General features: G+C 69.4%; 13 protein-coding genes. 2 read left to right on the top strand and 11 right to left on the bottom strand.

The genetic code is table 11. The annotated features are described in order from the left end of the window. Positions 1 to 299: 299 nt before the first annotated feature. Positions 300 to 1,400 (top strand): DUF932 domain-containing protein, encoded by a 1,101-nt coding sequence (locus CLV28_RS06700; RefSeq protein WP_157802543.1) that lies wholly within the window; start codon positions 300 to 302, stop codon positions 1,398 to 1,400. A gap of 325 nt (positions 1,401 to 1,725) precedes the next feature. Here the strand turns inward: CLV28_RS06700 and CLV28_RS06695 are convergent, their stop codons facing one another. From CLV28_RS06695 to lpdA, 11 genes are all read right to left on the bottom strand, one after another. Next, positions 1,726 to 3,492, bottom strand: a complete 1,767-nt coding sequence (locus tag CLV28_RS06695) for a DUF2075 domain-containing protein (RefSeq protein WP_100422556.1) — start codon at positions 3,490 to 3,492, stop codon at positions 1,726 to 1,728. Further along, entirely contained in the window at positions 3,479 to 3,799 is a 321-nt protein-coding gene (locus CLV28_RS06690; protein ID WP_100422555.1) for a nucleotide pyrophosphohydrolase, read from the bottom strand. Before CLV28_RS06690 ends, CLV28_RS06695 begins: the two co-directional genes overlap by 14 nt. A 141-nt stretch (positions 3,800 to 3,940) precedes the next feature. Beyond that, a complete protein-coding gene (locus CLV28_RS06685; protein ID WP_100422554.1) occupies positions 3,941 to 4,801 on the bottom strand; it encodes an endonuclease/exonuclease/phosphatase family protein in 861 nt (286 codons plus the stop codon). Between the two features lie 145 nt (positions 4,802 to 4,946). After that, positions 4,947 to 5,651 carry a DUF6308 family protein gene (locus CLV28_RS06680; RefSeq protein WP_100422553.1) on the bottom strand — a complete coding sequence of 235 codons (705 nt, stop codon included), beginning with the start codon at positions 5,649 to 5,651 and terminating at the stop codon, positions 4,947 to 4,949. A gap of 61 nt (positions 5,652 to 5,712) precedes the next feature. Next, positions 5,713 to 9,252 (bottom strand): helicase-related protein, encoded by a 3,540-nt coding sequence (locus tag CLV28_RS06675; RefSeq protein ID WP_100422552.1) that lies wholly within the window; start codon positions 9,250 to 9,252, stop codon positions 5,713 to 5,715. Then, positions 9,249 to 10,670 carry a phospholipase D family protein gene (locus CLV28_RS06670; protein ID WP_239073100.1) on the bottom strand — a complete coding sequence of 474 codons (1,422 nt, stop codon included), beginning with the start codon at positions 10,668 to 10,670 and terminating at the stop codon, positions 9,249 to 9,251. The genes CLV28_RS06675 and CLV28_RS06670 overlap by 4 nt, the downstream gene beginning before the upstream one ends. A gap of 392 nt (positions 10,671 to 11,062) precedes the next feature. Next, complete coding sequence (locus CLV28_RS06665; protein WP_100422550.1) at positions 11,063 to 12,262, bottom strand: DUF6361 family protein; 1,200 nt, start codon at positions 12,260 to 12,262, stop codon at positions 11,063 to 11,065. Positions 12,263 to 12,412: 150 nt separating this feature from the next. After that, positions 12,413 to 13,735 (bottom strand): hypothetical protein, encoded by a 1,323-nt coding sequence (locus CLV28_RS06660; RefSeq protein WP_100422549.1) that lies wholly within the window; start codon positions 13,733 to 13,735, stop codon positions 12,413 to 12,415. 650 nt (positions 13,736 to 14,385) lie between these two features. After that, positions 14,386 to 17,757 (bottom strand): UvrD-helicase domain-containing protein, encoded by a 3,372-nt coding sequence (locus CLV28_RS06655; protein WP_100422548.1) that lies wholly within the window; start codon positions 17,755 to 17,757, stop codon positions 14,386 to 14,388. Next, complete coding sequence (locus CLV28_RS06650; protein WP_203968088.1) at positions 17,754 to 20,855, bottom strand: PD-(D/E)XK nuclease family protein; 3,102 nt, start codon at positions 20,853 to 20,855, stop codon at positions 17,754 to 17,756. Before CLV28_RS06650 ends, CLV28_RS06655 begins: the two co-directional genes overlap by 4 nt. Positions 20,856 to 21,059: 204 nt before the next feature. Then, the gene (gene lpdA / locus CLV28_RS06645) at positions 21,060 to 22,457 is read right to left on the bottom strand and encodes a dihydrolipoyl dehydrogenase (protein WP_100422547.1); all 1,398 of its coding nucleotides are present in this window, start codon (positions 22,455 to 22,457) and stop codon (positions 21,060 to 21,062) included. Between the two features lie 67 nt (positions 22,458 to 22,524). Between lpdA and CLV28_RS06640 the strand changes: the two genes are divergently transcribed. Continuing rightward, entirely contained in the window at positions 22,525 to 23,112 is a 588-nt protein-coding gene (locus CLV28_RS06640) for a YdeI/OmpD-associated family protein (RefSeq protein WP_203968090.1), read from the top strand. Positions 23,113 to 23,117: the final 5 nt, after the last annotated feature.

The raw sequence follows: 23,117 nt of genomic DNA, 5'->3' as shown, positions 1-23,117 counted from the left end.
CCTAACGGCGCCACCTCGCTAAGGTCGGATTCAACAGGTGACCAGAGCCGCGGCCTTCCGCGGATCTCGCTGTGCCACAGCCCGAGGACACTGACCGATTTCACCCGATCCGACCCGCAGCCGCGGTCGCGGCGTGACGTATGTTGCCAACGCGTCTCACCTGCGCACTTGTCGCGGACAGATGCTGCAACACACCCCGGACCGATCCCCTTCCTGATAGTGGCGCCCGCCGACTTCATGGACCACCCCGAGGACGACTCCCACACGGAGCCGACCCCCACGCCCGAAAGGCCGACACGTTGTCACGCGAGACCGCGGAGTGGCTCAACACCCAGACCCTGATCGGCTTCGCGCAAAGGCGTGGCAACGCCTGGCACTATCGCAAGGCACTTCAGGGCACGGAGCCCAACCACTACGACGCTGCGATTCCCCCCGACGACGTCCGTCGTCGGCTCTTTCACTGGGAAGGCGTCTACCGACGCGTTGCCGTTGAGGTCCCGGCGACAGGCCTCGACGACTGGACTCACCAGGACGAGCAAGGAATGCCCATGCGCTGGGCGGTGCTGGACGGGAAGCGAGCAACCGACAGGTCGGACAGGACCACCGGCGAGGTCTTCTCGGTCGTCAGCAGCGACTACCAGCTGCACCAGTACGGCGAGTGGCTCATCGACAGCGTCGAGACGCTCCTGCACGGGGGCTTGCAGATCAGTTCGGCCGGGCTTCTCAAGCGCGGCGCCATCGCGTGGGTCGAGGTCTCCATCGCCGAGAACCGCAGCACCTCACAGGGGGTGGAGTACCGCCCGAACCTCCTCGCGACGACCTCCATGGACGGCGGCAGCGCCACGATCTACAAGCGAACGATCACCGACGTCGTCTGCGACAACACCCGCGCCGCTGCCCTGAAGGAGTCCGGCGCCGACCTGCGGATTCGACACTCGAAGCACTCAGAGCTGCACGCCGTTGACACGCGCAAGGCGCTCCAGATCATCGAGAGCGCATCCGACGCATTCGAGGCACAGGTTGCCGAACTGTGCAAGACGAAGGTCACCGACGAGCAGTGGGGCGCGATCCTCGAACGACTCGTCCCGATCGACCGCCAGCGTGACGCGAAGTACGTGCTCAAACTCAAGAAGCACAAGCGCGACACCTTGGACTTCCTCTACCGGAACGATCCCCGCTGCTCGCCTTGGAACGGCACTGCGCACGGCGTGGTCCAGGCAGTCAACACTTGGGAGCACCACGCCCGGCAACCGCAGCGCAAGGCGCTGCAACTCGACTCCATGGCACAAAACGCGTGGCGTTCCGACCGAAACATGCAGCTGACGGTCGACGGACGCTTCGAGGAGATTGATCGGAAGACCTATGGACTGATCCGGGACGTCGTCGATCAAGCTGCCTGACGGCCATGCAAGACCCAGGCCTCCGCGCAGGTGGCCAGTCAATGCTGGAAAGACCTCCGACCTCCTCACCGCGGTCGCACCTAAAGTCGGCGCGTATCCCATCGGAGAAGTCCTGCCGCCAGACCTGGGTTCAGGCGGTGGCCTGCCTACGAGACCAGATGTCCTTCGTGACAGGCCATCGCCCAGACCTTGCGATGGCGCCGCACCCTACATGCTCGCGGGTGACGGGAGCCGCATCCGGGCGCTCGCGGGACGGACGCAGTTCCGCAGACCAGGCCTGACTCCCTTTCTCGGTCAGATCCTGCATCCAGAGGAGCCGGCCGATTCAGAAGAGCACTGCCGAACCGGTCGCCTCGGGAGGACTGATCAAGGGGCCGTTGGGCGCGAAGTACGGACGCAGCCGCTCTCGGAGGCCGAGATCACAGACGTAGACGTACGTGCCGCGGATTCCACGTGTGAGCAGCACGCTGTAGATGTTGGCGACGAAGGCGAGAAGATCCTCGTCCGAGTACTTGATTCCCAGCTGCGGATTGTTTTCCTTGCCCTTCTTGTCATGATAGTTCGCACGGTCGAAGACGATCCGTCGCTCGGCCTGGTCGTATTGAAGATCCGGGCCGATGATTACGCCGGCGAAGTTGAGGTCGTAGCCCTGGACAGTGTGGATCGAGCCGACCTCCTCCGCTGATCGCGCTGAGTTGATCCAGTCGGTCGCGACCGTGTTCCAGCGGAAGCCGTGGCCACCGATCTCGATGTCGTAGGCCGTCGGGTTCTTCTTGGTCACCCACGGCCAGGCATAGCCCGCGACGAGTCGTGCCAATCCGTGCTCATCGTTCCTTGCCTGAATCTCGGCTGCCATGGCTCCGATGTCGTCGAAGAACCTCAGGTCGTACGGCTCGAACGACTCAGGGATCGCAGGCGGTTCATTGCTCAGGGCGCTGCGAACGTAGCCGACGTAGTCCGAGCCTGCACGGACTCGCATCTGGGACGTCAAAGCGTACTGGCGTCCCGCTCTAGACGCCTCGTCGACCAGGCGCCGCTGAATCTCCTGGCTCAGATCAGCTGGCTTGATGCTCTGAAGCCTGTCGAGCAGGAAGATCTGCCGTCGGCTCTGCGTCCTGATCCAGTCAAGTTGGGTGTAGCGGGCGTCATCACGACCGAAGAGTCGCTCGTTGATCTCCGCGAATCTCAGGTTCTGCATCGCAGACGGCTGGTTGGCCCTCTGATTGAGCCGGTGAGCCTCGTCAACGATCAGCAGGTCAAACCGCTCCGCTGCACCCCCAACATCGAACGGGGAGAGCACCATCTCTGGGCTCAACCCCGGCGTCTTCCTGAAAACACCCTGCAGGGTCTTGCGAAGCGACTGTTGGGGGACGACCAGCCCGAACCTTCGACTCTCGAGCAGCGCTTGGTGCTCGTCGGTGAAGAACTCGGAGAACATCGTGTCGGCATCGAACACTTCCTGGAGGTCCGCGCTGGCGATGTCCTGGAGCAACTTCAGCATGAACACGGCGATGATGGTCTTCCCCGTACCGGGAGAGCCTTGGATGACCATCGTGTCGTCCGTATCGCTGTCGAGGTCCTCGAACAACCCCTCGAGGATGTCCGTCACCACAATCATCTGCTCCTGCGAGAGCGCCTTGAACGGTGAGTACTTGAACAGGTCGCTGTTCTCGATCTCCGGGATGCTTCGCTCGAACAGTCCCAGCTCGCGCAGCTCGTCGAACACGTGCTGGAAGGTCTGCCGGTACTCTTCCCGATCGAAGTACTCCGCATCGACGACGCCGTCATTGCGGTTCAGGACCTGGAAGCTCTCGTCACCAGCAAAGTACCGGATGAGATGCGACTCCAGATCGAGACACACCGACTTGTTGAATCGGTCGTCCAGCACGATCTTCAGCTGCTTGAGGCCCGCCTTCGTCCGAGAATGCTGCTCCATCCGTTTGACCGCGTTGCCCGTCTCCCCGACGTACACCTCGCGCCCGTTGTCGAGGACGTAGACGACAGGCCAGTTCAGGTACCTACGGTCGAGCGCCTTCAGCTCGGCACTCGTCCCACTCGAGAAGCCGTGCTTGACGATCTCAAAGCTGGTCATACTTGGCGCTGCTCCCTCGGGCCTTCTCCACCGGGTACTTCGAGCGTGTCGTCTCGAGCTTGTCGAGGACGATCTGATCCGGGTCAAGTCCCAGCCGGTCCGCCATCAGGAAGCAGTACGACAGCACGTCCGCGAGTTCCTCCTGGACCGCCCCGAGGTCCGGATTGCCGCCCCACTGGAAGCACTCGAGCAACTCACCCGACTCGATCGCGATGCTCTTCGCGAGGTTCTCCGGGGTGTGGAACTGTTCCCAGTCGCGCTCCGCAACGAAGGTCCGGAGCGCCTCGCGTACTCGGTCGTGAGGCATGTGCGACAGCGTAGCGATTGACGGACGTTCGATACCACGCGGACCGGAAGTCGCGGCCATCCTGACCTGCACGAAGACATCTCCAAACCTCCGAGCATGCCGCGATGACTGTCACGGAGTGGCCAATGTCCGGATCAAGGTCTACACGTCGAAGGCCGTGAGAATCGGGCGGTGGTCGCTGTGCTGCGGCCACTCGAGGTCGGGGTCGGCCCAGCACTCGCGACGCCGGTCACGCAGGCGTGGTGTAGCGAGGAAGAAATCGAGCTGATGCGGCCGGTTCTTCGGGTTCGACTGGTAGAGAAACGTAATGACGTGCCGACAGTCGACATCTGGGCAGGGGCATCGCTCGAGGCGAGGTTCGTCAGGACGACGGAACGGACCGAGGACGTCGAGCCCGTACGCTGCCAGCCGCTCGAAGACGGTCATGCCGCGCCGGCCCCAGATAGTGCCGTCGGAGTACGAGTAGAGGTTGAGGTCTCCGGCGACCAGAACGTAGTCGCTCGCTCGCTCCTGGAAGATCGGCGTGAGGTCGGAGATTGCGCGATGCAGCGTCGCCTCCGGGTACATCGTCCCGGAATCCAGCATGCGATCACAGATCCCATAGAGGCTGATGACCGTGACGCGGGCGCCGCGGTCGGTTTGGATGTCCCCGACGGCGAACTGGCCGGGATGACTGCGGGCGAACTCCCCGTCGACCACCTCGTGCAGCGCTGAGGGATCACGCGGGACGACCAATCCTTCACGGCTGGCGATGGCGGACGCGAAGTGTCGTCGCGTTGGCTTCAACGAACCGTTCGCCGCCCGGTAGCGCCCGGGCACGGCAATCCGCCAGCGGCCGGCATCCTCGACAGGCGGGTGCAGCTGCCACCCGCCCCTGGCGTCTGCTGGCCGACGGGCCTCCTGGAGTAGTGCCACGGACACGTCGTGTTGCTCGGCCAGGACATCGAGTCGTGACCAGGCGCTGTCGCGCTGGTTCATGTTCCACGACGCGATCGTGAGCACGCCCCGATCGTCACGCGCGTCCCGTACTCCTGTCCACCGGAACGGGAGCTCTGCGTGCAGGACCTGACGGCAATCGCAGTGCCTGGCACGTCGGCGGGTGACCCGGGAGAACAACTGCTTGCGGAGCACTCCTGGGCAAGCCCCGTCAGGCAGATCGGGCCATACTGTCAAGCCAGAGGGCGGCATCGAGCACCCGGAGTGGTTCGACGTCGAAGACGCACTCCCGTTCCTCGGACGCTGCCTGGCCGCGAGCGCGTTGGACCGCCTGCGTCATGGCTGCCGTGACGTCGGGGTCGGTGACCAGGTACCGCAGGGCTTGTAGTTCGAGTCGACCATCTCGTGCCAAACCCAGACCGAGGAGGGCGCGCACCTTGGTGTCGCGGACGGGAAGGAGGCGAGGACGCTTCCGTGCTACGAGCTTGGCCGCGGTCACCCATGGATCGGACTGTCCCTTCGTGGTCGGGTCGGCCAGCGCTTCCTTGGCGACCTCATGGAGGCGCCAGGCCGACTCGAGCACGGCAGCGCTCGCATCCTCCAGTCGCGCTCCGGGGTCGACCGCCGCCAGGGCGTCGAGAAGGCGAAGGCGATGCTCACCATGGTCCAGAACTCTTCTCGTCGCGGCGGGACCCACCGTGACTGACAGCATCGAGAGTGCGTGGAGATCAGCGCCGGTGACGTCGTACGGGTCGTTCGGTGCGATGGAAGCAAATGTCGCGCCGGCGTAGCCGCCCCGCACGTCGTAGTAGCGCTCCAGCGGAGCCGAGGCCAATGCTCGAAGCGTTGATTCCTTCGCCGCATCAAGCTGCACCCGCTCGATGACGGGCCAGCCTTCGGGCACGTGATCTCCCATCTGGCCGACCGTACTCGCTCGACCCCACTGCTTCACCATCGAGTCCGATCACCGCGACCGGCTACCACGCCAGATCCCTTGGCAGATCGAGACCCAGCGCGTACGCGCTCCCCTCCAGCTCCCGACGACCAGGGAACGCCAGCCACCGTCCGCCGTCGTCGTCTCGCCGGATGCGCGCGCCCGCGGCCCCTCGCAGGTCGCTGTAGCCGGCGCGACGACCGATCTGCTGGTACTCGGCGTACGTCACGGCACGGCCCTCCCGTACGTTGATCGCGAGCAGGCCGCCGTCGTAGAGCACCCGCGACCACAGCACGGCATCGCGGCTCCCCCACGGGTCCGGCGCCACCGGCGGCTCGTCGGTTGCCGGGTCGAACACCTGTCTTGAGGCGTCGTCCGGCCCACGTTCGTCTGCCGACGCCTCGACGGGCTCCGGCGTCAGGTCCACCCGGAGCCAGTCGAGGTCGACGCCGCTCTCTCCCACGTAGCGCAGCAGGTCGTCCTGACGGGGCTGCCCGATGACGAGCCGGTAGGCCCCCACAGTCCGCTGCAGGCGCCGATAGTGCTGCGCCTCGCGGCTCAGCGGCAGGGCCGGAACATAGCGTTCGATCGCGGCACCGCCCGGAGGCGCGTACACCCAGAACGGGGTGATGTCCGAGCCGCCGCCGGCGCACGCCTTCTGCGCCGTTGAGAACACTCCTGCCCAGGGGTCGGCCGCCACGTCGTTCAGCACCGTCTCCCCGTGGACGGCCGCGACGTTCTTGCGCACGGCGTGCCCCTTGTAGCGGTGGACGCGTCCCTCGCGCTGCTCGAGGTCGACAGGATTCCCCGGCAAGTTCCAGTGGACCAGGGCGTGACTGTAGGTGTGGAAGTCGAGGCCCTCCTGTCCCACGGACGTCGACGCCAGGACGAACGGGCGGAACGGCGAGTTGTATGCGACCCGCACGGTCGACTCGCGCACCGCCGTTTGCTCGCTGGTGACGGCACGTCCGTACCGGGCGGCGAAGTGGCTGGACATGCGGTGCTCGTCGAGCTCGACTCGTCCGTCCCGTACGCGGACGTCCTCCACGACGTTGGTGGCGGCACGGATCGACAATGCCTCGGCCATGACGGCCGCGATCGTCTCGGCCCGTTCGAGCCGGTGGGCGCCCTGCTGACCTTCGGACTCGACCAGCACGTGCGCATACTCGTCGAGCACGGACTGCAGCACCCCGTGGAGGCAGTGGTCAAGAACGGCACGCCAGTACCGGTCGTCGTCTTCCGAGCGCAGCAGGGCGACGATCTCGGGCTTGTTGAACAGGGAGCGCAGCCCGAGCGCCACGTTGAATGCCTCGCGCCGAATCACGGGGTGGGTCAACGACCGCTCACCGCCTGTCACGCGGGACAGCGCTCGCAGCGCGCACGCGCCCGGCCCGGCGACGGCCAGCCGCGACAGCACGTCAGTCAGATCATCGGGTCGCCGGCCCAGCTCAAGCGAGGTGACCTCCTGGGCGAGCCGCAGGTGAGCGGCGAAGCCTGCTCCCCCTTCGTGCCGTTCGTCCTCGGCAGCGCGTGACAGCGCCAGCTCCCAGAACGATTCCTCGTCATGCGATCGAGCCCGATCGAGGAGCATCGGTGCCGCCCAGTACCACCGGTCGTCAGCACGGGCTTCGTCACGCCCGGCCGGCAGTTCAACGAGTGCGGTCTCGATCCGTCCACGGACGACGTCAAGCACCGTGTTCTGGTTTGCCTTGAGCGTCCCGAGCTCACGAGCGACGTCCAGCGGATCACCGAGACGCGCCAGCACCGGCGATGGGTACAGCAGTCCGAGCGTCGACATGGCTCCCGGCCGCGGATCGTCACCGGCGACCATCCGGAACTGCAGCGGCGGCGTCGTCGGGCGGTCGTCATAGCGGGTCGGTGTTCGACCGGCCTCCTCCATCGCCGCCAGCGGTACCTCCATCGCTCGCCGTTCGGCGCCGTAGCTCATGACAACGGCCACCGCCTTCGGCACGACGGACCACGCCGAGAAGAGCAACCGCTTGGTGAACGCGCGCAGTTCCGGCTGCGCATAGGCGCCAGCAGGTGCGTAGTACGGCAACGACGGGGGCACCCACGCCAGCCGCCATGCACCTCGGTCGAGCACGTCGGTCACCAGGCCACGCATCTTCGCGTTGCCAGGGTCGAGCGCTCGGTAGTGGCGCACGTCGTCCCAGTCAAGCAGACCTGCGCCGCTCGCGAGCGCCGCCGCGACGTCGGAGTCGCCGCGTTCGACGGCGGCCTGGAACTTCGTCCGGACCTGGTACGAGCCTCGCTCCATGAGGTTGAGCGGGTATGGGGTCGATCGCCAGTACTCGAAGACATCGTGGCGGTCGATCTGGCGTGCGACGTCGTCGAATGCCCGCCAGGCGCGTAGGTCCCCCGCGGTGAGGTGGGTGCCGTCAAGGACCTTCTCGACGAGCATGCCGTCCCGGTCGGGGGTGGAGGCGAGTCGTTCGGTGCGGCACATGACCTGGCGCAGCTCGTGCTGGACGCGATCACGAGCGGCGCGGGCTAGCGCCGGATCGCCGCCGTCAATCATGTTGGCCCGCATGGTGCGCAGTTCACGTTCGACGACGGCGGCGCGCTCGTCGCCGCCGAGAAACTGGATGGTGCGCGTGAAGTCGCGGTAGTGGTCGTCACCCTCCGGTTCGTCGGGCAGCGTGTACATCTTGTAGGGCGTCGCCGAGAGCAGCAGGACCTTGGCGTCAGGGTGGTCGAAGACCGCGTTCGCCAGGTCCGCGCCCTCGTGATCGGTGTCCAGGAGGTCTTTGAACCGCTGGAACTCGTCCAGGATCACCAGATCGGGTTCCAGGTGCTCGACCGCGGCACGCGCAACGAGCTGGCGGAGCGCGCCGACGAGGCGGTCGCGACGACGCGCGAGCTCGCCGTCGGCGATGCGCCGTCGCCACGTGAACTCCTGGACGCAGGCCTCCAGCTCGTCGGCAAGCCTGCTGCCCTCTGGACCCCAGGCTCGCCCGACCTCCACCTCGAAGGAGCGGCAGAGTTCGGCGTCGAGGTCGGTCCGGTCGATGGCGGCGATCTGGCGCTCGAAGTTCTCCCGACTCATCCAGCCCTGGAAGAACTTCGCCCAGGCCGAGCGGCTGGTGATCTCCCGTCCGCGGGTCGTGGCAAGCATCTGGTAGAGAAGTGCGCGTTCCTCCGCCTTCCCGCCCGTGCTCCCGACCTGGAACGACGTCCCGGGCGTGAACGAGACGAAGTTGACCCTGCTGGAACGCAGGTCCCGGATGACGTGCGGCAGCATGGTCAGGCGATCGGCATGACGGTGCTCCCGGCCGCCGACCACGTTCAGCCGAGACAGGTTCTGTCGGGCGATCTGGCTGTTGGAGCAGATGTAGACGACATCGATCCGCCGCTCCGGGTCGTCCCACAGGTGGTCGACGGCCTTGGCGATCACGCCCTTCGCAACCATGGTCTTGCCGAGACCGACCTCGTCGGCGACGAGGAATCGCTTGGTCGCGTCAGCATCGGTGAAGAGCCTTCGGAAGGCGTGCTCGACGGTCGCGCGCTGGAAGTCCTTGAGACTCGCCAGGGTGCGATCGACGTCGGGGCGGGTCTCGTTCACTCTCGTCCCTCCTGATGGACCTGCCAGACGACGTCCCACAGCTCGTCGAATCCGTCGGGCACGAGCTCGTCGGCGTGCTCCATCTCGCGCAGCTCGTCGACGAGGCTCGCTACCCGGGCGAGCGCGTCCACGTCCCGACCCGTCGCCCGGACCAAAGGTTCGAAGAGCGCGATGTCCTCCACGCTGCGCTGGCCCTCACGGCCGAACCCGTCGGCATCGGCCCCGGCGATCTGCGCGAAGAGCGCGTCGTACGACGGATCCCCGAGCAGGAAGACGAGGTAGCGCAGCACGTCGGCCTTGCTCCGGAGCACCGAGGCGACGGCGTCCTGACGGCGCGAGTCGATCGCGCCCGTGAGTTCCGCCTTGAGCACGCAGGCCCGCTTCACGCGGGCATCGCCGTCGCCGCCGATGGTCTCGACCGCGATGAAGGGCGTCACGTTGGTCGGCGCCACAGCCCACTCGGTTCGGCCTGCCAGGGGGCGGGACTGACCGTCCCCACGCAGGGAAGCGAGCCACACCGTCGTCTCGCCGGGAACGGCATCGGGAAGCGTGAGCTTCAGGGTGGCGGTGACGCGATCCTCGTCGAGGTGCTCGACGTGGAGGGTCGGTCCGGCGACGGCAAGGGCCCGATGGAAGTCCTCGATCTCGTACGAGGTGCGGATGGCCGCGTCCTCGACGCCGTCTTGCGAAGTGACGGCATGCTCCGACAGCAGCTGCCGCAGCCCTGGCGCCTCGGGCGAGCCGTCGAGCGTTGCCGACACTCCGCACTGCGACGTCGGCCCGACGAGGACGGCGTCGAACTCGACGCTGCGCCCCCACGGCGCCGCCGTGAGGTTGGCGCTCCCGGTCACCGTCATGGACTCCGAGCGTGGAAGGTCGAGCACGAACGTCTTGGCGTGCAGCCCATCGCTGGCGGCGCCCTCGACCAGGGCCGCAGCAGGAGTGTCGCCGTCGTCGCCGACCTGGACTTCCGCCAACCTCTGCAGCACGGTGGTCTCCCAGCCGTCGAGGGTGGCCGCACCGAGCAGCTCGAACGTCTCTGGACGCGACACCAGGATGCGGTTGTTGCTGATCGATGCCAGCTCGCCGACGGCCTTGGCCGTGAGGAACGGACTGATCGCGAGTAGTCGTCGCGCATCGCTCGGGAACGGCCACACCGCGTCGTCGTCGAGGCCGATCGGCAACAGCTCACCGTGCGTGAACGGAGCGGGCGGCGCGAGCCGCACTTGCGAGAGCGTGGCGGCGAGGTTCTCGATCTCACGGGCTCGTCGGGCGTCGACCCCGCGGATCGCGAGGCCCGGGAGCGCGGACACGAACTCAGCGGCGGGGCGTGCGTCGATCGTGCCGTCGTCGGCCTCGTCGAGGACGAGCGCCGTGTCCCACGACCGGTCGAAGGTGAGGTTGCGGCTGAGCACCACGACCCGGTGCCGGTGCCCACCACCGGGCTCGACGAACCGGAGCGCCCACACCTTCGGATGGAAGAGCGTGCGGCCCGCGGGAGGCATGACCTCCAAGACGCTGTCCTCGACGAACGTGAGGATCGGGCGGTACGCCGCCGGGACGTGGATCCCCCCGGCCTGGCAGAACACGGTGGTGTGGTCGGCGTGACGGCGCACGGCCTCGAGAAGCCGCACCGGGTCGGTCGAGAAGACGTCGTCGCCCTGGTGGTCGTACAGCGCGAAGGACAACGGCGCGAGGAGCATCGCCGTGAGGTCCAGCGAGTAGGACGTGCCGACGGCGACATCGACGCGGTAGCCGGCCGGCGGGCGCAACGCGTCCGTGAGCATGACACGGGTCTGCGGGGTGAGCATCAGGCGGCCTTCATTCCCTCGCGGGCGGTGTACAGGTCGCGGAGGTGCGAGCGCGCCACGAGCCAGCGGAAGTCGTTGCGACCCACTCCACTGGCGCCGTTCCATCGGTCGAGGGCCGCCTGGTTGAGGAGCCGGGCGCGGCCGCCCTTGATGTTCTTCTCGCGCGTCGCGACCAGACTGCGGGCCTCGCTGGAGCTCGCGACGTCGTCGTCCGCGGCGACCAGGTCCAGCCACCGGTCCACGAAGGTCGCAGTCATTGGCCGCAGGTTCGGGTTGCCACTGCGGACGGTCCCCCAGAAGTCCGCGCGGTTCCAGCCGGTGAACGTCCGCGCAGCCGCGACAGACTCACGCCAGCCGTCCAGCGCTTCGCGGTACTCGTCGGCGCGCTCGACCTGTTCGGACTTCTCGGCCAACAACAGGTTGTACAGGAGCGCGCCGCCGTTGATCGCCAGGCTGTAACGCTTGGCGTGATCCACCACGTTGCGCAGGTTCTCCGGCGCGTCGGCGAGGTTGTCGATGTCCCACACCCGGTCCGGGTCGTTTGTTGGCTGGTGATGTACCAGCCAACCCAGCATCGAGCCCCGCGCGGACGCCGCAATGCGGTCCGACAGATACTGCTCCTCCTCGGGCTCCAGCGTCAGGACGGCACTGGTGAGAAGGTTCCGTGGGGCGGGCGGCAGATGAGGATCGATGCCGGAGCCCGACGTGTTGCCTTGAGACTCCGGGTCGTCGGCCCGCACCGAGCGCCGGTCCAGTGCCCGGAGGTCGTGCGTCCGGCGGAAGTAGGCATCCACCGAAGCGACATCGCGGACGCCCCAGGCGCCCAGAGCCGACCAGTACATCGCACTCGGCAGCTGATTCAGGCCCGAACGGGCCGTGTTGCCGATGACGCCCTGCCGCTCACCGCCCTCCAGGAGGCTCGTGATGAGGCGGAACTCCAGGCGGCGAAACTCGGCGCTCATCTCCCCCGGACTGCCCTTGGCCTGCGCGCGCTGCATCAGCCATGGCACGAAGAGGACGTAGCGCAGACGCGTGTGCAGCACCGAGGTCCCCGGGAAGAGCAGATCGGAGAACGCATCACGGATCGTGCCGACACCGAGGTCGTCCACCGTGCCCGACTCCCGGAAAAGATCCACCACTTCGAGCATCTTCTGTCGCTGCACAGCGTCGACGTCGAGCCAACCGAACGAGGACACCATGGTGGCGATCCTGACCTAACGAGCGATGGGTGACCAGCGCATCCGTCCGGTTTCACCCGAATGCACGCTCGGTCAGGACGCATGATTCGGGGCCACGACAGTGCGTGCAGTTCCGATGCCCGGCGGCCCAGCGGGGGCCGCTGCGTCATCTCAGTCGACCCGCGCGTCGTCACCGGCGCCCTGTCGACGACGGGTCCGGTCGGCCAGGACACCGAAGAACTTGCTGGTGGCCTCACGTGCACGAGCGACGCCGTCGGCCCCCGCGTCGAGTGCCTTGACCCGAAGATCACTGGTCTTCTCGACCGCTTGGGCGCTCCGCCGTCGTGCAGCGACGAATGCATCCTGCCCGGATTCGACCGCCTGGTCCCGGGTGTCCACCACAGCAGCAAGCCAACGACGCGCCTCGGCAGGCTCTGACTCCGACACGAGCTCGAGGCGCGTCTCGAACTCAAGAACAGCCCCGACCACCTCGTTGCTGGCGGCCACGACCTTCGGCGACGCGAAAGGACTGAAAAGGACCTTCTGGTTGGCCCTGCTCGAAGCGTCGTTCATGCGACCGACGAGCTGGCGGCACGCGTTATCGATCATGTCCAGGCGCTTCTGACGCGCCCGGCGAAGCCCGACACGATGCCGGTCAAGTTCCTCAGGGTTCGCGTCGGCGACTCGGTCGAGCTCGAGGACGTCGATCTCGTCCTGTACCTGCACCGACCGGGCGATCACCGCAAGCCATTTCGCGACCGACGTCCGGGCGTGCTGAGTCGCCTTGACCAGGTCTCCGAGGTCCTGCTCGTGCTCGAGCCCGTCGGCCAGTGCATCGAGCTGGCGCACCGCGTACGCCTGAGTGCTGGCGATCGTCGCCGCACCACCTTGGAGCTTCGACCAGGTGATCTCCGGAACTCGGCCCACCTCGTCACGGACCGTGATGGCGTCGTCGACCAGGAGCGATACGCCGATCATCTCGGCGAGAACCGCGTCCTTCTGCGCCCGCAGGATGTCGTCGACCTTCTTGTCGATCTGCGCGAGGTACTCGCGGAGCTCGTCGATCGACCGCTGCAGCTCGCGCTGAGCCATCATCGTCCCGATCGAGGCGAGTGCTGCAGGGTTCGTGACAAGCGCGGCTGGCGAGTTGACCACCTGGATCCACGACTGCACGTTTCCCGGCTTGCCGATCATCGCGTGGCTGATCGCCGGATCGTCCTTGGTCACCTGCAGGCCGAACTCGCGCACCTTCGCCGCAGATTCCTCCGTGAGCTTGAGCCAGCGGCCCGACTCAGCCGCCATCTGTCCGCCCGCCTGGAGCGCCAGTCCGCCAAGCCCGCTGGCGCGGTGCGCTCCCTCCTTGGCCACGTGAGCAAGCGACTGCGAGTCCACGCTGACCAGATCGAGGTCGAGCATGAACTGCTCGATCGCATCTTCTGCACCGACGACAGCGAGACCGCTGCCATCGCTAACCAACTCAAGCTCGGCGCTCACTGGTCCTCCTGTTCGACTGCTGACCGAAGCCTAGAACGCTCCCGATGACGGCCTCGCCTGCGAGGTGCCCTTCCGACCGCGGCGGCGGGTGAATTCGCCGCAGTCGTCTGCGACGACGTCCGATCGGCAGGGTCGTCGACCAACGAGGGACGCAGGGAACGCCCAGGCCCGGACCCGCCCCGTGCACCGCTCGCCCGGCTCGACTCATGTGCCCGTCCGGCCTCGGGAACCGCGGGGACGCATGCGGGTGACGCGTAGTGCGCGCCACCGCGAGCTCGACCTGGACCTTGCGCGACTCCTGGCCCTTGAGGCTCACGAGGACGTGAAGGCGGCGGGACTGGACGGCACATCCGCCTGCCGGCGGCCGGCACGTCGAGCGCCTTCTCGGCGTGGATGACCCACTGGGCGAGGATCGACGCGCTGGCCGGTGGCTTGGCCTTGGGCGTGAGGTCCGCGAGCGTCTTGGCAGGGAGCGCCTTCTGGTAGCGCAGCACCACCGTGATGTCGGCGTGGCCGCCACGGCGCGGCGCGACGCATCGGCCCTCACCCACCGCGTCGACGACATCGCGCTGCCCGCCCACCGTCAATCCTTGTCACCCGGCTCATCGGAACCGCTTCCTGGGCCCGCAGACCAGCCCCACGTGCCATCTTCACGTCGACGGGGGAACGGCTATCGGTACCGCGCGCTGCGGGTGTAGGAACAACAGCTCCGCGCGCACCATCGCGCCTGTCGCGTCCCCCAGACACCGTGCGTACGCCCGCAGTTGCGGCGCGTAGTACTCCAGCCGGCTCGAGTACGCCCCCGCCGGCACAGCGTCGGTCTTGTAGTCCACGACGACCAGCGACCCGTCGTCGTCGCGGAAGACGAGATCCACGTACCCCTCGAGCACGGTGCCGTCGTCGTCGACCGTGCCTACGTACGTCTCGCGCCAGTGCTCCCGCGTCGCCGCACGTTGCACCAGCTCGCTGGCCACCGCTGACCGCACCAGCCCCGTGACCAGCTCCTCGGCGCCGACCACCCCCTCGGCAACCGCCTGCGCGGCGACAGCCTCATCGACACCGTCGCCGGTCGCGAGGTCGACCGCCTGCAGCACACCGTGCACGGCGCGGCCGATCGCGGACCCGTAGCGACCCTTCGACCATGGCGGGAGCTCGAGGTCGCGGGCGCCCTTGGCCTGGCCCTGGGCGATGTCGTCGGGCTCGGCCAGCACCACCGCGGGCTCGGTGCCCTCGAGTCCGGACGCACTGATCGCCGCGTCACGCTCGCTGCGCGTGCGGGCGGCGGTGACGCCCGCCAGCCAGTCGTCGTACGGCGGCAAGGGCGCGACGTCGCCCTCGCCCGACGCTGCCACGGCGCCGGATGCACCGTCAGACGATGCCGCGAACCGCTCCTCCCCAAGGTTTCCCGCGCCACCAACGTCGGCGAGCAGCTTGGCCGCTGACTCCGTCTTCGAACCCTCTACGCGGTGCAGCGACACCACCAGGTGGTCTCGCGCCCGGGTCGCGGCAACGTACAGGAGCCGCCGCTTCTCCAAGTCGTCCATCTGCTCGTCCACGGGCTGCGCCAGGGCGAAGTCGTCCGTCTCCACGCCGGCGCGGAGCCGCACGGAGTAGCCGCCCTCGGGTGGCCACAGCAGCTTCAGCCCGCGACGCCCGCCCCCGCGCGACGTCATCCCGGACAGCACGACGAACGGGAACTCCAGCCCCTTCGCGGCGTGCACGGTCATCACGCGGACGGCCTCGACGTCTGTCTCCGGCAGCACGGACTCGGCCACCCGCCCTGTCTCGGTGCCCTGGTGCGCCGCCCACGCGAGGTACGCGCGCAGCCCGCCGTGCGATACCTCGCCCCACGCCCGCGCCTGGTCGACGACGAACCGCAGCCGCCGCCACACGTCCCGCGACCGTGCGTCGAGAGCGGCGACCTCCAGCATCCGCCGCTCGTCGACGATCCGTCCGAGCAGCTCGGACGGCGTCGCCCAGCGCGAGTCGAAGTACAGGCTGCGCAGCCACACCAGTGCTGCGGCGACCGGCCCGTCCGCGACGCCGGGCGCTGTCGTCCCCTCGAGCGTCGAGAACACGGTGAACCGGCCGCCGGCGTGCTTCCATCGCCACAGGTCGTCGTCGCCGCAACCGAACAACGGCGAGCGCAGCGCCGTCACCAGCGACAGCTCGTCGCTCGTGTCCGCCACGGCGCGGGCGCACGCGAGCAGGTCGCGTACCTCAGCAGCCTCGTAGACCAGCGAGCTCGCCTCCGCCCGGTACGGCACGCCCGCCCGCCGCAGCGCGTTCTCGAGCTGCGGCAGCGACGTCCGCGCCGGGACGAGGACGGCGACGTCCCGCGCCTGCAGCGCCCTCCAGCAATCGCCGCCCGACGCCGACCGGTCCTGCACCTGCCACCCCTCCACCAGCGCCTTGGCGACGACGCCCGCGACGTCGTCCGCCTCGCGCTCGCGCAGCACCGTCGCGGTGGGCCTGTCCTCGTGGGCAGCAGCGCCGAGGACGACGACGCCCGGGGCGCCGGGTGCCGTCGTGCCCGACACGGTCCCGCCCAGCTCACGGCGGTGATAGGCCAGCGGCTCGTACTCCGGCTGCCGCTCGTGCTCCTCGACGATGACCCGCCCGAACACCGCGTTGACCCAGTCAAGCACCGGCGGCACGGTGCGGAAGTTCGTCGTCAGGCTGACCCGCTCCCCCAGCGTCTGCTGCGCCGCCAGGTAGGTGGCCACGTTCGCGCGCCGGAAACGGTAGATGGACTGCTTCGCGTCCCCGACGACGAACAACCGGCCCGCTGGCACGTCGACGTCCTGCCACCGCTCCGCCGTCGCGCCCGCCCCACCGGCGATCCGCGCGGCCAGCTCGATCTGGATGGGGTCGGTGTCCTGGAACTCGTCCAGCAGCAGGTGTGTGTACCGGTCGTGCAGCGCCGCGCGCACCTCCGGCTCGCGGCGAAGCAACCGGCGGGAGAGGACCAGCAGGTCGTGGAACTCCAGCCGTCCCTCGCGACGGCGGTCCTCGGCGGCGTCGAGCACCGCCCGCGCGGTCCACCGGGTCAGCAGCCGCAGTGCGCGGTCGACGACGCGCTTGGACTCCGCCGTCGCGGCCTCCGCAGCGGACCTTCCGGCGTTGCGGACCTCGCTGACCGGCACGTCCCAGTTCGCAGCGCGTCCCTTGTTCCCGAACTTGAGTTCGCCGACCCGATGCAGCGCCAGGAGCCGGCCGGCGTCGTCCACCGCGGCCTCAAGGACGCCGAGCGCGCCCTCCAGCTCGGCGAGCTTGGGGAGCATCGTGTCCCCCGGCTCCGTGCAGTGCTCCCGCAGCGCGAGCACGGCACGAGCTTCGCGCACGACGCCGTCGACGACGGGCCGTACTACCGGCTCGGCCTCGCCGACCAGCACGCGCTCGTCGATGAGGTCCCAGTCGGACCCGAGCGCCTTCGCCAGCGCCCGCACGTCCTTGAGCTGCACGCCGCCCCCGAGCGCCAGGAGCAGCGCGGGCGCGATCTCGTCGTCGTCGAGCAGCGCGACAAGCATCGCGGACCACTGCTCCTCGAACGCGACCGACGACCCGACCTCGTCCATCCCTTCGAGGAGCGGCGGCAGCCCGGCCGCGATGGCGTGTTCGGTGAGGATCCGCTGCGCGAACGAGTGCAGCGTGCCGATGGCGGCCCCGTCCAGGTCGTCGAGGGCCTCGTCGGCGCGACGGCGCAGCTCGATGGCGTCGACGCCGGCCCAGGCGCGCAGTCTGTCGCCCGCGACGTTCGTGGTGTCGGCGTGGCGGCGCGCGTCCTCGAACGACCCGCGCAGCCGGTCGCGCAGCTCTGCGCCCGCCTTCTCGGTGAAGGTGACGGCGGCGACGTTCCGCAGGCGGACGCCGTCGCGCAGCACGAGGGTGCGCACGCGCTGCACCAGTGCCGTCGTCTTGCCGGAACCCGCGCCGGCATTGACGAAGAGCGTGCGATCGGTGGCGTCGGCGATGAGCTCGCGGGCGTCCTGGTCGACGACGACAGGGGGCGTGGCGGTCATGCGTCCGTCCCTTCGACGAGGGCGTCCGGCTCGATGAGGCGCACGAGCTCCGCCAGCGCGTGCGCAGAGCGCTTGGCCTCCCACCGGCCGCGGGCCTCACCGTGGCCGATGGCGTCCGGGTTGCAGTACCAGCACGAGATGAACGCGTAGTCGGGCTGGGCCGGCGGCCGCTGCGGGAACAGGCCCGCGGCGATGGAGCGCGTGAGGACGCCGAGCGCGTCGGCGAACTGCTCCTCGAGCTCGAGCGTGAGCGGCACCTCGATGCGGCCCGGATCCTTGCCCACGAACCAGTAGGACGCCTCGACGGCCGCGGTCCCGTCCCCGAACGCGTCGCGGGCCGCCTTGCCGTAGACGGGCAGCTGCAACTTGGTCCCGGCCACCAGTGTGTCGCCCTTGGTGATGTCCTTGAACCTGCCCTGGCTCCCGGTCTTGAGGTCCGTGACGAGGACGATGCCGCCCGCACCGACATCCACCTTGTCCGCGCTGCCGCGCAGACGGACGCGACCGCCCGGCCCGCCGTCGAGCCCAACCACCGCGACCTCCACCTCGGGCGACGAGCCGTCGTCGAACCCGAACCGCAGCTCGCTGGCAACCGGGCGAGCGCCGAGGGCCGCGCGCCACGCGTCGTCGGCGTCCAGGAGCGTCAGCATGTCCGCCTCGATGGCGGCACGCTTGTCCTCCCACAGGCGAGGGTGCCCGGTGAGGCCGCGGTTCTCGGCGTCGTCGCACAGGCTGCGCGTGATCTCCACGGCGCGACGGCGCGCGGACGCGGGCCACGGCTGCCCCGACCCGGGCGCCTCCCCGCTCGCGAGGAGCTCGGTGACGAGGGCGTCGTGGGCGCCGTGGATGATGTTGCCGACGTCGAGGGGGCGGACGGTGACGATCTCCTCGGGCTGCTCGATCGGGCGGACGCCGAGGAGCCTCGAGACGAAGAACGCGTGCGGGCACACCGCGTACCCCTCGAGCATGGTCGGCGAGACGGCGCGGCCGGACGTCGTGTAGTCCGGCAGTCCGTCGACCCCGGTGAGGTCGCCGTCGAACCGGGTGAGCGCGGACGAGCGTCTCGCAGCCAGGAGGGTGTGAGCGGCGGTGACGACGACGTCGTCCAGGCTGCCGGTGAGGGCGGCCCGAATCCGCCACTCGGTCCCGGTCGCGGGGCGCGGGGTGCGGCGCAGCTCGCCCGCGAACGACGGCGCGGTCACCATCGCGTCGCCGAGGTCGGCGTCCTCCCAGGCGGTCGCCGACATGGTGGGGTCGGCGGCGAGCCCGCGCAGCGACGGCAGGAGCCAGCGGCTGGGCAGGCGCTGGCTGGACGAACGCAGATCGCCGCGCGGGAACGACGCAACGGCGTCAGGAGCGGCCGCGAACGCGGCGAGCAGGTGGCGGAACTGCGTGTTCAGGCGGTCGCGCGGGGAACGGAGCGGTGCGACAGCGGTGCGCACCGTCTCGGGGAGCAGCGCGTCGGTGCGGGGGCGGCCGGGGCACAGGTCCTCGCTGAGCCCGACCACGACGACGAGATCCAGGTCCAGCCCGACGGCGGACGACAGCGGCGCGACGAGCACGCCGTCGCCGGCCTTGCCGACGCGCGGGCGGGCGTTCTCGAGCTCGGCGCGCAGGACTTCGGCGAGCGCCTCGAGGGAGGCCGCGGCGCCGACGTCGTCGAGGACGGCGAGGCCGCGCAGCACGGTCGTGACGACCGCAGCGGCGTGCTGCTCCTCGGGCGGGAGCTTCCGGATGTCCTCGCCCTCACCGATGAGTGCGGCGACCAGGTCGAGCGCCCACACCGACAGCTCGCGCCAGGTTGCGAGGGCCGCGCCGGCCGCGAGCTCGTCCCGCAGGCGCGTCGCGAACGCCAGCAGCTCGGCGCTCGCCTCCGCGCGACTACGAGCAGCGCGGATCGCCCACGGGCGCTCGTCGTCCTCGTCCGCCGCGGCCACCCGCTCCGCGCTCGCCACGAAGTCAGCGAGCCGCCCGCCCCAGTCCGTCCCGCCGACGATCCCCGCCTCGCGCGAGATCCGCTCCCACCGCGAGACCGGGACCCGCCCGCCGGCGAAGTCGCGGACGGGCGCGCCGGCGAGAGCGCGGAAGAGGTCCGCGCGGGGCAGGTCCGCCGGGCCGAGGGCCAGCAGGTCCAGGACCGTCCGCGCGAGCGCGCGGTCGACGACGGGCCGCGAGCCGGGGCCGTTGACGCGAATGCCCGCCTGCGCCAGGTGCTCGTGCAGGAGCCGGGCGTAGGGGTCGCGGGCGGTGTAGAGGACGGCGATGCGGTCGGCCCTGGTGTTCTCGAGAGCCGCGACCACCTCGCGCACCGCCCCGCGGACCTCGTCGTCCGAGTCCGACGCGTTGGCGGCACGCGTGGCGGTAGGAACGGTGTCCCTGGCGGCGTCGACGCCGAGATCGGTCAGGTGCCTGTCTCCCCGCTCGGTACCCGTGACGCCCGCGACGACGACGACGTCAGTGGCACCTGCGAGCGCGTCGACGAACCGGTGCTCCGGGAACGTCAGGTCCTGCGGCAGGTAGAGGACGACCGGGTCGGGCTGCGTGGCGGCGGAGACGCGGGCGGCAGCCGCGTCCAGAAGGTCGCGGGCGTCGTACCAGTGCGGCGCGAGCGCGGCGCTGACGTCGCGGTGCAGCCGAACGAGGTCGCGCGTGGTGGCGGGACCCGCGGACGCGATCGCGTCCAGGTCGGCGGGGTCGACGTCGCGCAGCTCCCGGTGGGCGGCGGTGAGCGCCTCCACCGTGGCCGTGTGCTCGGCGACCTCGACGAACAGCCCCGGGTCCCGTGCGAGCGCGACCCGCCACGCCGCTGCCACCACCGGTACCGTGGCCGGACGACGCGGCGCGAGCGACGACGCCGAGAGGCGCTCGGCGAGGCGCGCGAGCGTGGTGATCTCCAGGCCGGCGACGCCTGGGCCTGTCGTGCGAGGGCGGTCGATGCCGTGGCGTGCGAGGTGGCGGCGCGCGACCGTACCCGCCAGCTGCGTCGGTGCCACCACCACGACCTGCCTCATCGGGTCGTGCTGCTTGAGCTCCGACACCACCGACCGCAGGCGGTCCAGAGCCGGCGCACCGTACGGCGTGTGGACTGTGTGGAGCACGGCGACCTCCTTCGCGTCGACCTCCAGGTCATGGAAGCACGCCAAGCCACCGAGCGCTCGGACGAGCACATGCCGAAGCCATCTCTGCCCGACCCCGGCCGTCCACCCTGACCGCGGCACAGCAAGAGGCCTTGACCCGCGGCGACACCGCAGGTCAAGGCCTCTCACCAGGACCGACGAACCTGCCCGTTCCGTCCCCGGCGGTCAGAGGTTGATCATGTGCCCCGTCAGCCCGTGGAACCCCTCCTGCAGCGCCTCGCTGAGCGTCGGGTGCGTGTGCACGTTGCGCGCGAGCTCGGTGGCCGTGAGGTCCCACTTCTGGGCGAGCGTGAGCTCGGGCAGCAGCTCGGAGACGTCGGGGCCGATCATGTGCGCCCCGAGCAGCTCGCCGTACTGGGCGTCGGCGATCATCTTGACGAACCCGGTGGGCTCGCCGAGGCCGTGCGCCTTGCCGTTGGCGGTGAACGGGAACGTGACGACCTTGACGTCGTGCCCTTCGGCCTCGGCCTGGGCCTGCGTGAGCCCGAAGCTCGCGACCTGCGGCTGGCAGAACGTCGCGCGCGGCATCATCCGGTAGTCGCCGAGCTCCTGAGTCTCGGCGCCGCCGATGGTCTCGGCGGCGACCACGCCCTGGGCCTCGGCGACGTGCGCGAGCATGAGCTTGGCGGTGACGTCGCCGATCGCGTACACGTGCTCGACGGTGGTGCGCATGCGCTCGTCGATCGCGATCGCGCCGCGCTCGGTGAGCTCGACGCCCGTGTTCTCGAGCCCGAAGCCCTGCACGTTCGGTGCGAAGCCGACCGACATGAGCACCCGGTCGACCTCGAGGACGCCGGCTGCGCCGTCCGACCCCGTGTAGGTGACGGTCACGGACGTGCCGTGGTCGACGACGGTCTCGACCTTGGTCGAGGTGAGGATCGGCACGCCGATCTTCTTGTACTGCTTGGTGATCTCCTTCGACACGTCCGGGTCCTCGTTGGGCAGCGCCCGGTCGAGGAACTCGATGATCGTGACGTCGACGCCGTAGTTGCGCAGCACGTACGCGAACTCCATGCCGATCGCGCCCGCGCCGACGATCGCCATGCGCTTGGGGAGGTCGGCGGTGAGGATCTGCTTCTCGTACGTCACGACGTTGTCGGACAGCTCGACCCCGGGCAGCAGGCGGACCTTCGAGCCGGTCGCGATGATCACGTCGCCGAACGTGACGGTCTGCACGCCGTCCGCGGTCGCGACCTCGATGGTGCGCGCGTCGCGGAACGTGCCGCGCCCGTCGATCTCGGTGATGCCGTTCTTCTTCATGAGGTAGTGCACGCCCTTGACGCGCCCGTCGGCGACCTTGCGCGAGCGGTCGAACGCCGCCCCGAAGTCGAACTCGGCGGTGCCGGAGATCCCGAAGGTCTTCGCCTGGTGCGTGAAGATGTGCGCGAGCTCGGCGTTGCGCAGCAGCGCCTTCGACGGGATGCACCCGACGTTGAGGCACACCCCGCCCCAGTACTTCTCCTCGATCACGGCGACCGAGAGACCGAGCTGCGCTGCGCGGATGGCGGCCACGTACCCACCGGGGCCCGCACCGAGGACGACGACGTCGAAGTGTGAGGTCATGCCTGCGAGCCTAGGGCGCCCGGCGGGCCGGTGCCCGGCAACGTGAGCGACGCGACATACTGGCCTCGTGGCCACCGCCGACCTCCCCGACCTGCTGATCGTGCCCGACGTCGCCGCGTGGCGGGCCTGGCTCGACGAGCACGAGGAGACGTCAGACGGCGTGTGGCTCGTCCTGGCGAAGAAGGGCACGACCTCCCCCACGTCGTTGTCGTACGCGCAGGCGCTCGACGAGGCCCTGTGCAGCGGGTGGATAGACGGACAGAAGCGCAGTCGTGACGCGGCGACGTTCCTGCAGCGGTTCACGCCGCGCCGCCGGGCGAGCATGTGGTCGGCGCGCAACGTCGAGCACGTCGCGCGGCTCGAGGAGGCCGGGCGCATGCGGGCGCGCGGGCGTGCGGAGGTCGAGCGCGCGCAGGCCGACGGACGGTGGGACCGCGCGTACGCCGGGTCGGCGACGATCCAGGTGCCGCCCGCCCTCGCCGCGGCGCTCGAGGCGTCGCCCGAGGCCGCCGCGACGTTCGCCCGGCTCGACGCGGCCAACCGCTACGGCGTCCTGCACCCCGTGGTCACGGCGGCGAACCCGGCGACGCAGGCGCGGCGGATCGAGCGTGTCGTGGCGCAGCTCGCCACGGGCCGCGGCCCGCACGAGCGGTGAGCGTC

This window comes from Sediminihabitans luteus (assembly GCF_002797595.1).
Lineage (GTDB): Bacteria > Actinomycetota > Actinomycetes > Actinomycetales > Cellulomonadaceae > Paraoerskovia > Paraoerskovia lutea.
This window is presented reverse-complemented; position numbering and strand designations above follow the sequence as displayed.

Bases quoted from the DNA above. Each gene is read 5' to 3' on its own strand.
- CLV28_RS06680 (WP_100422553.1), bottom strand. From the start codon at position 5,651: ATGGGAGATCACGTGCCCGAAGGCTGGCCCGTCATCGAGCGGGTGCAG.
- CLV28_RS06690 (WP_100422555.1), bottom strand. From the start codon at position 3,799: ATGCCTCACGACCGAGTACGCGAGGCGCTCCGGACCTTCGTTGCGGAG.
- CLV28_RS06695 (WP_100422556.1), bottom strand. From the start codon at position 3,492: ATGACCAGCTTTGAGATCGTCAAGCACGGCTTCTCGAGTGGGACGAGT.
- CLV28_RS06665 (WP_100422550.1), bottom strand. From the start codon at position 12,262: ATGGTGTCCTCGTTCGGTTGGCTCGACGTCGACGCTGTGCAGCGACAG.
- CLV28_RS06655 (WP_100422548.1), bottom strand. From the start codon at position 17,757: ATGACCGCCACGCCCCCTGTCGTCGTCGACCAGGACGCCCGCGAGCTC.
- lpdA (WP_100422547.1), bottom strand. From the start codon at position 22,457: ATGACCTCACACTTCGACGTCGTCGTCCTCGGTGCGGGCCCCGGTGGG.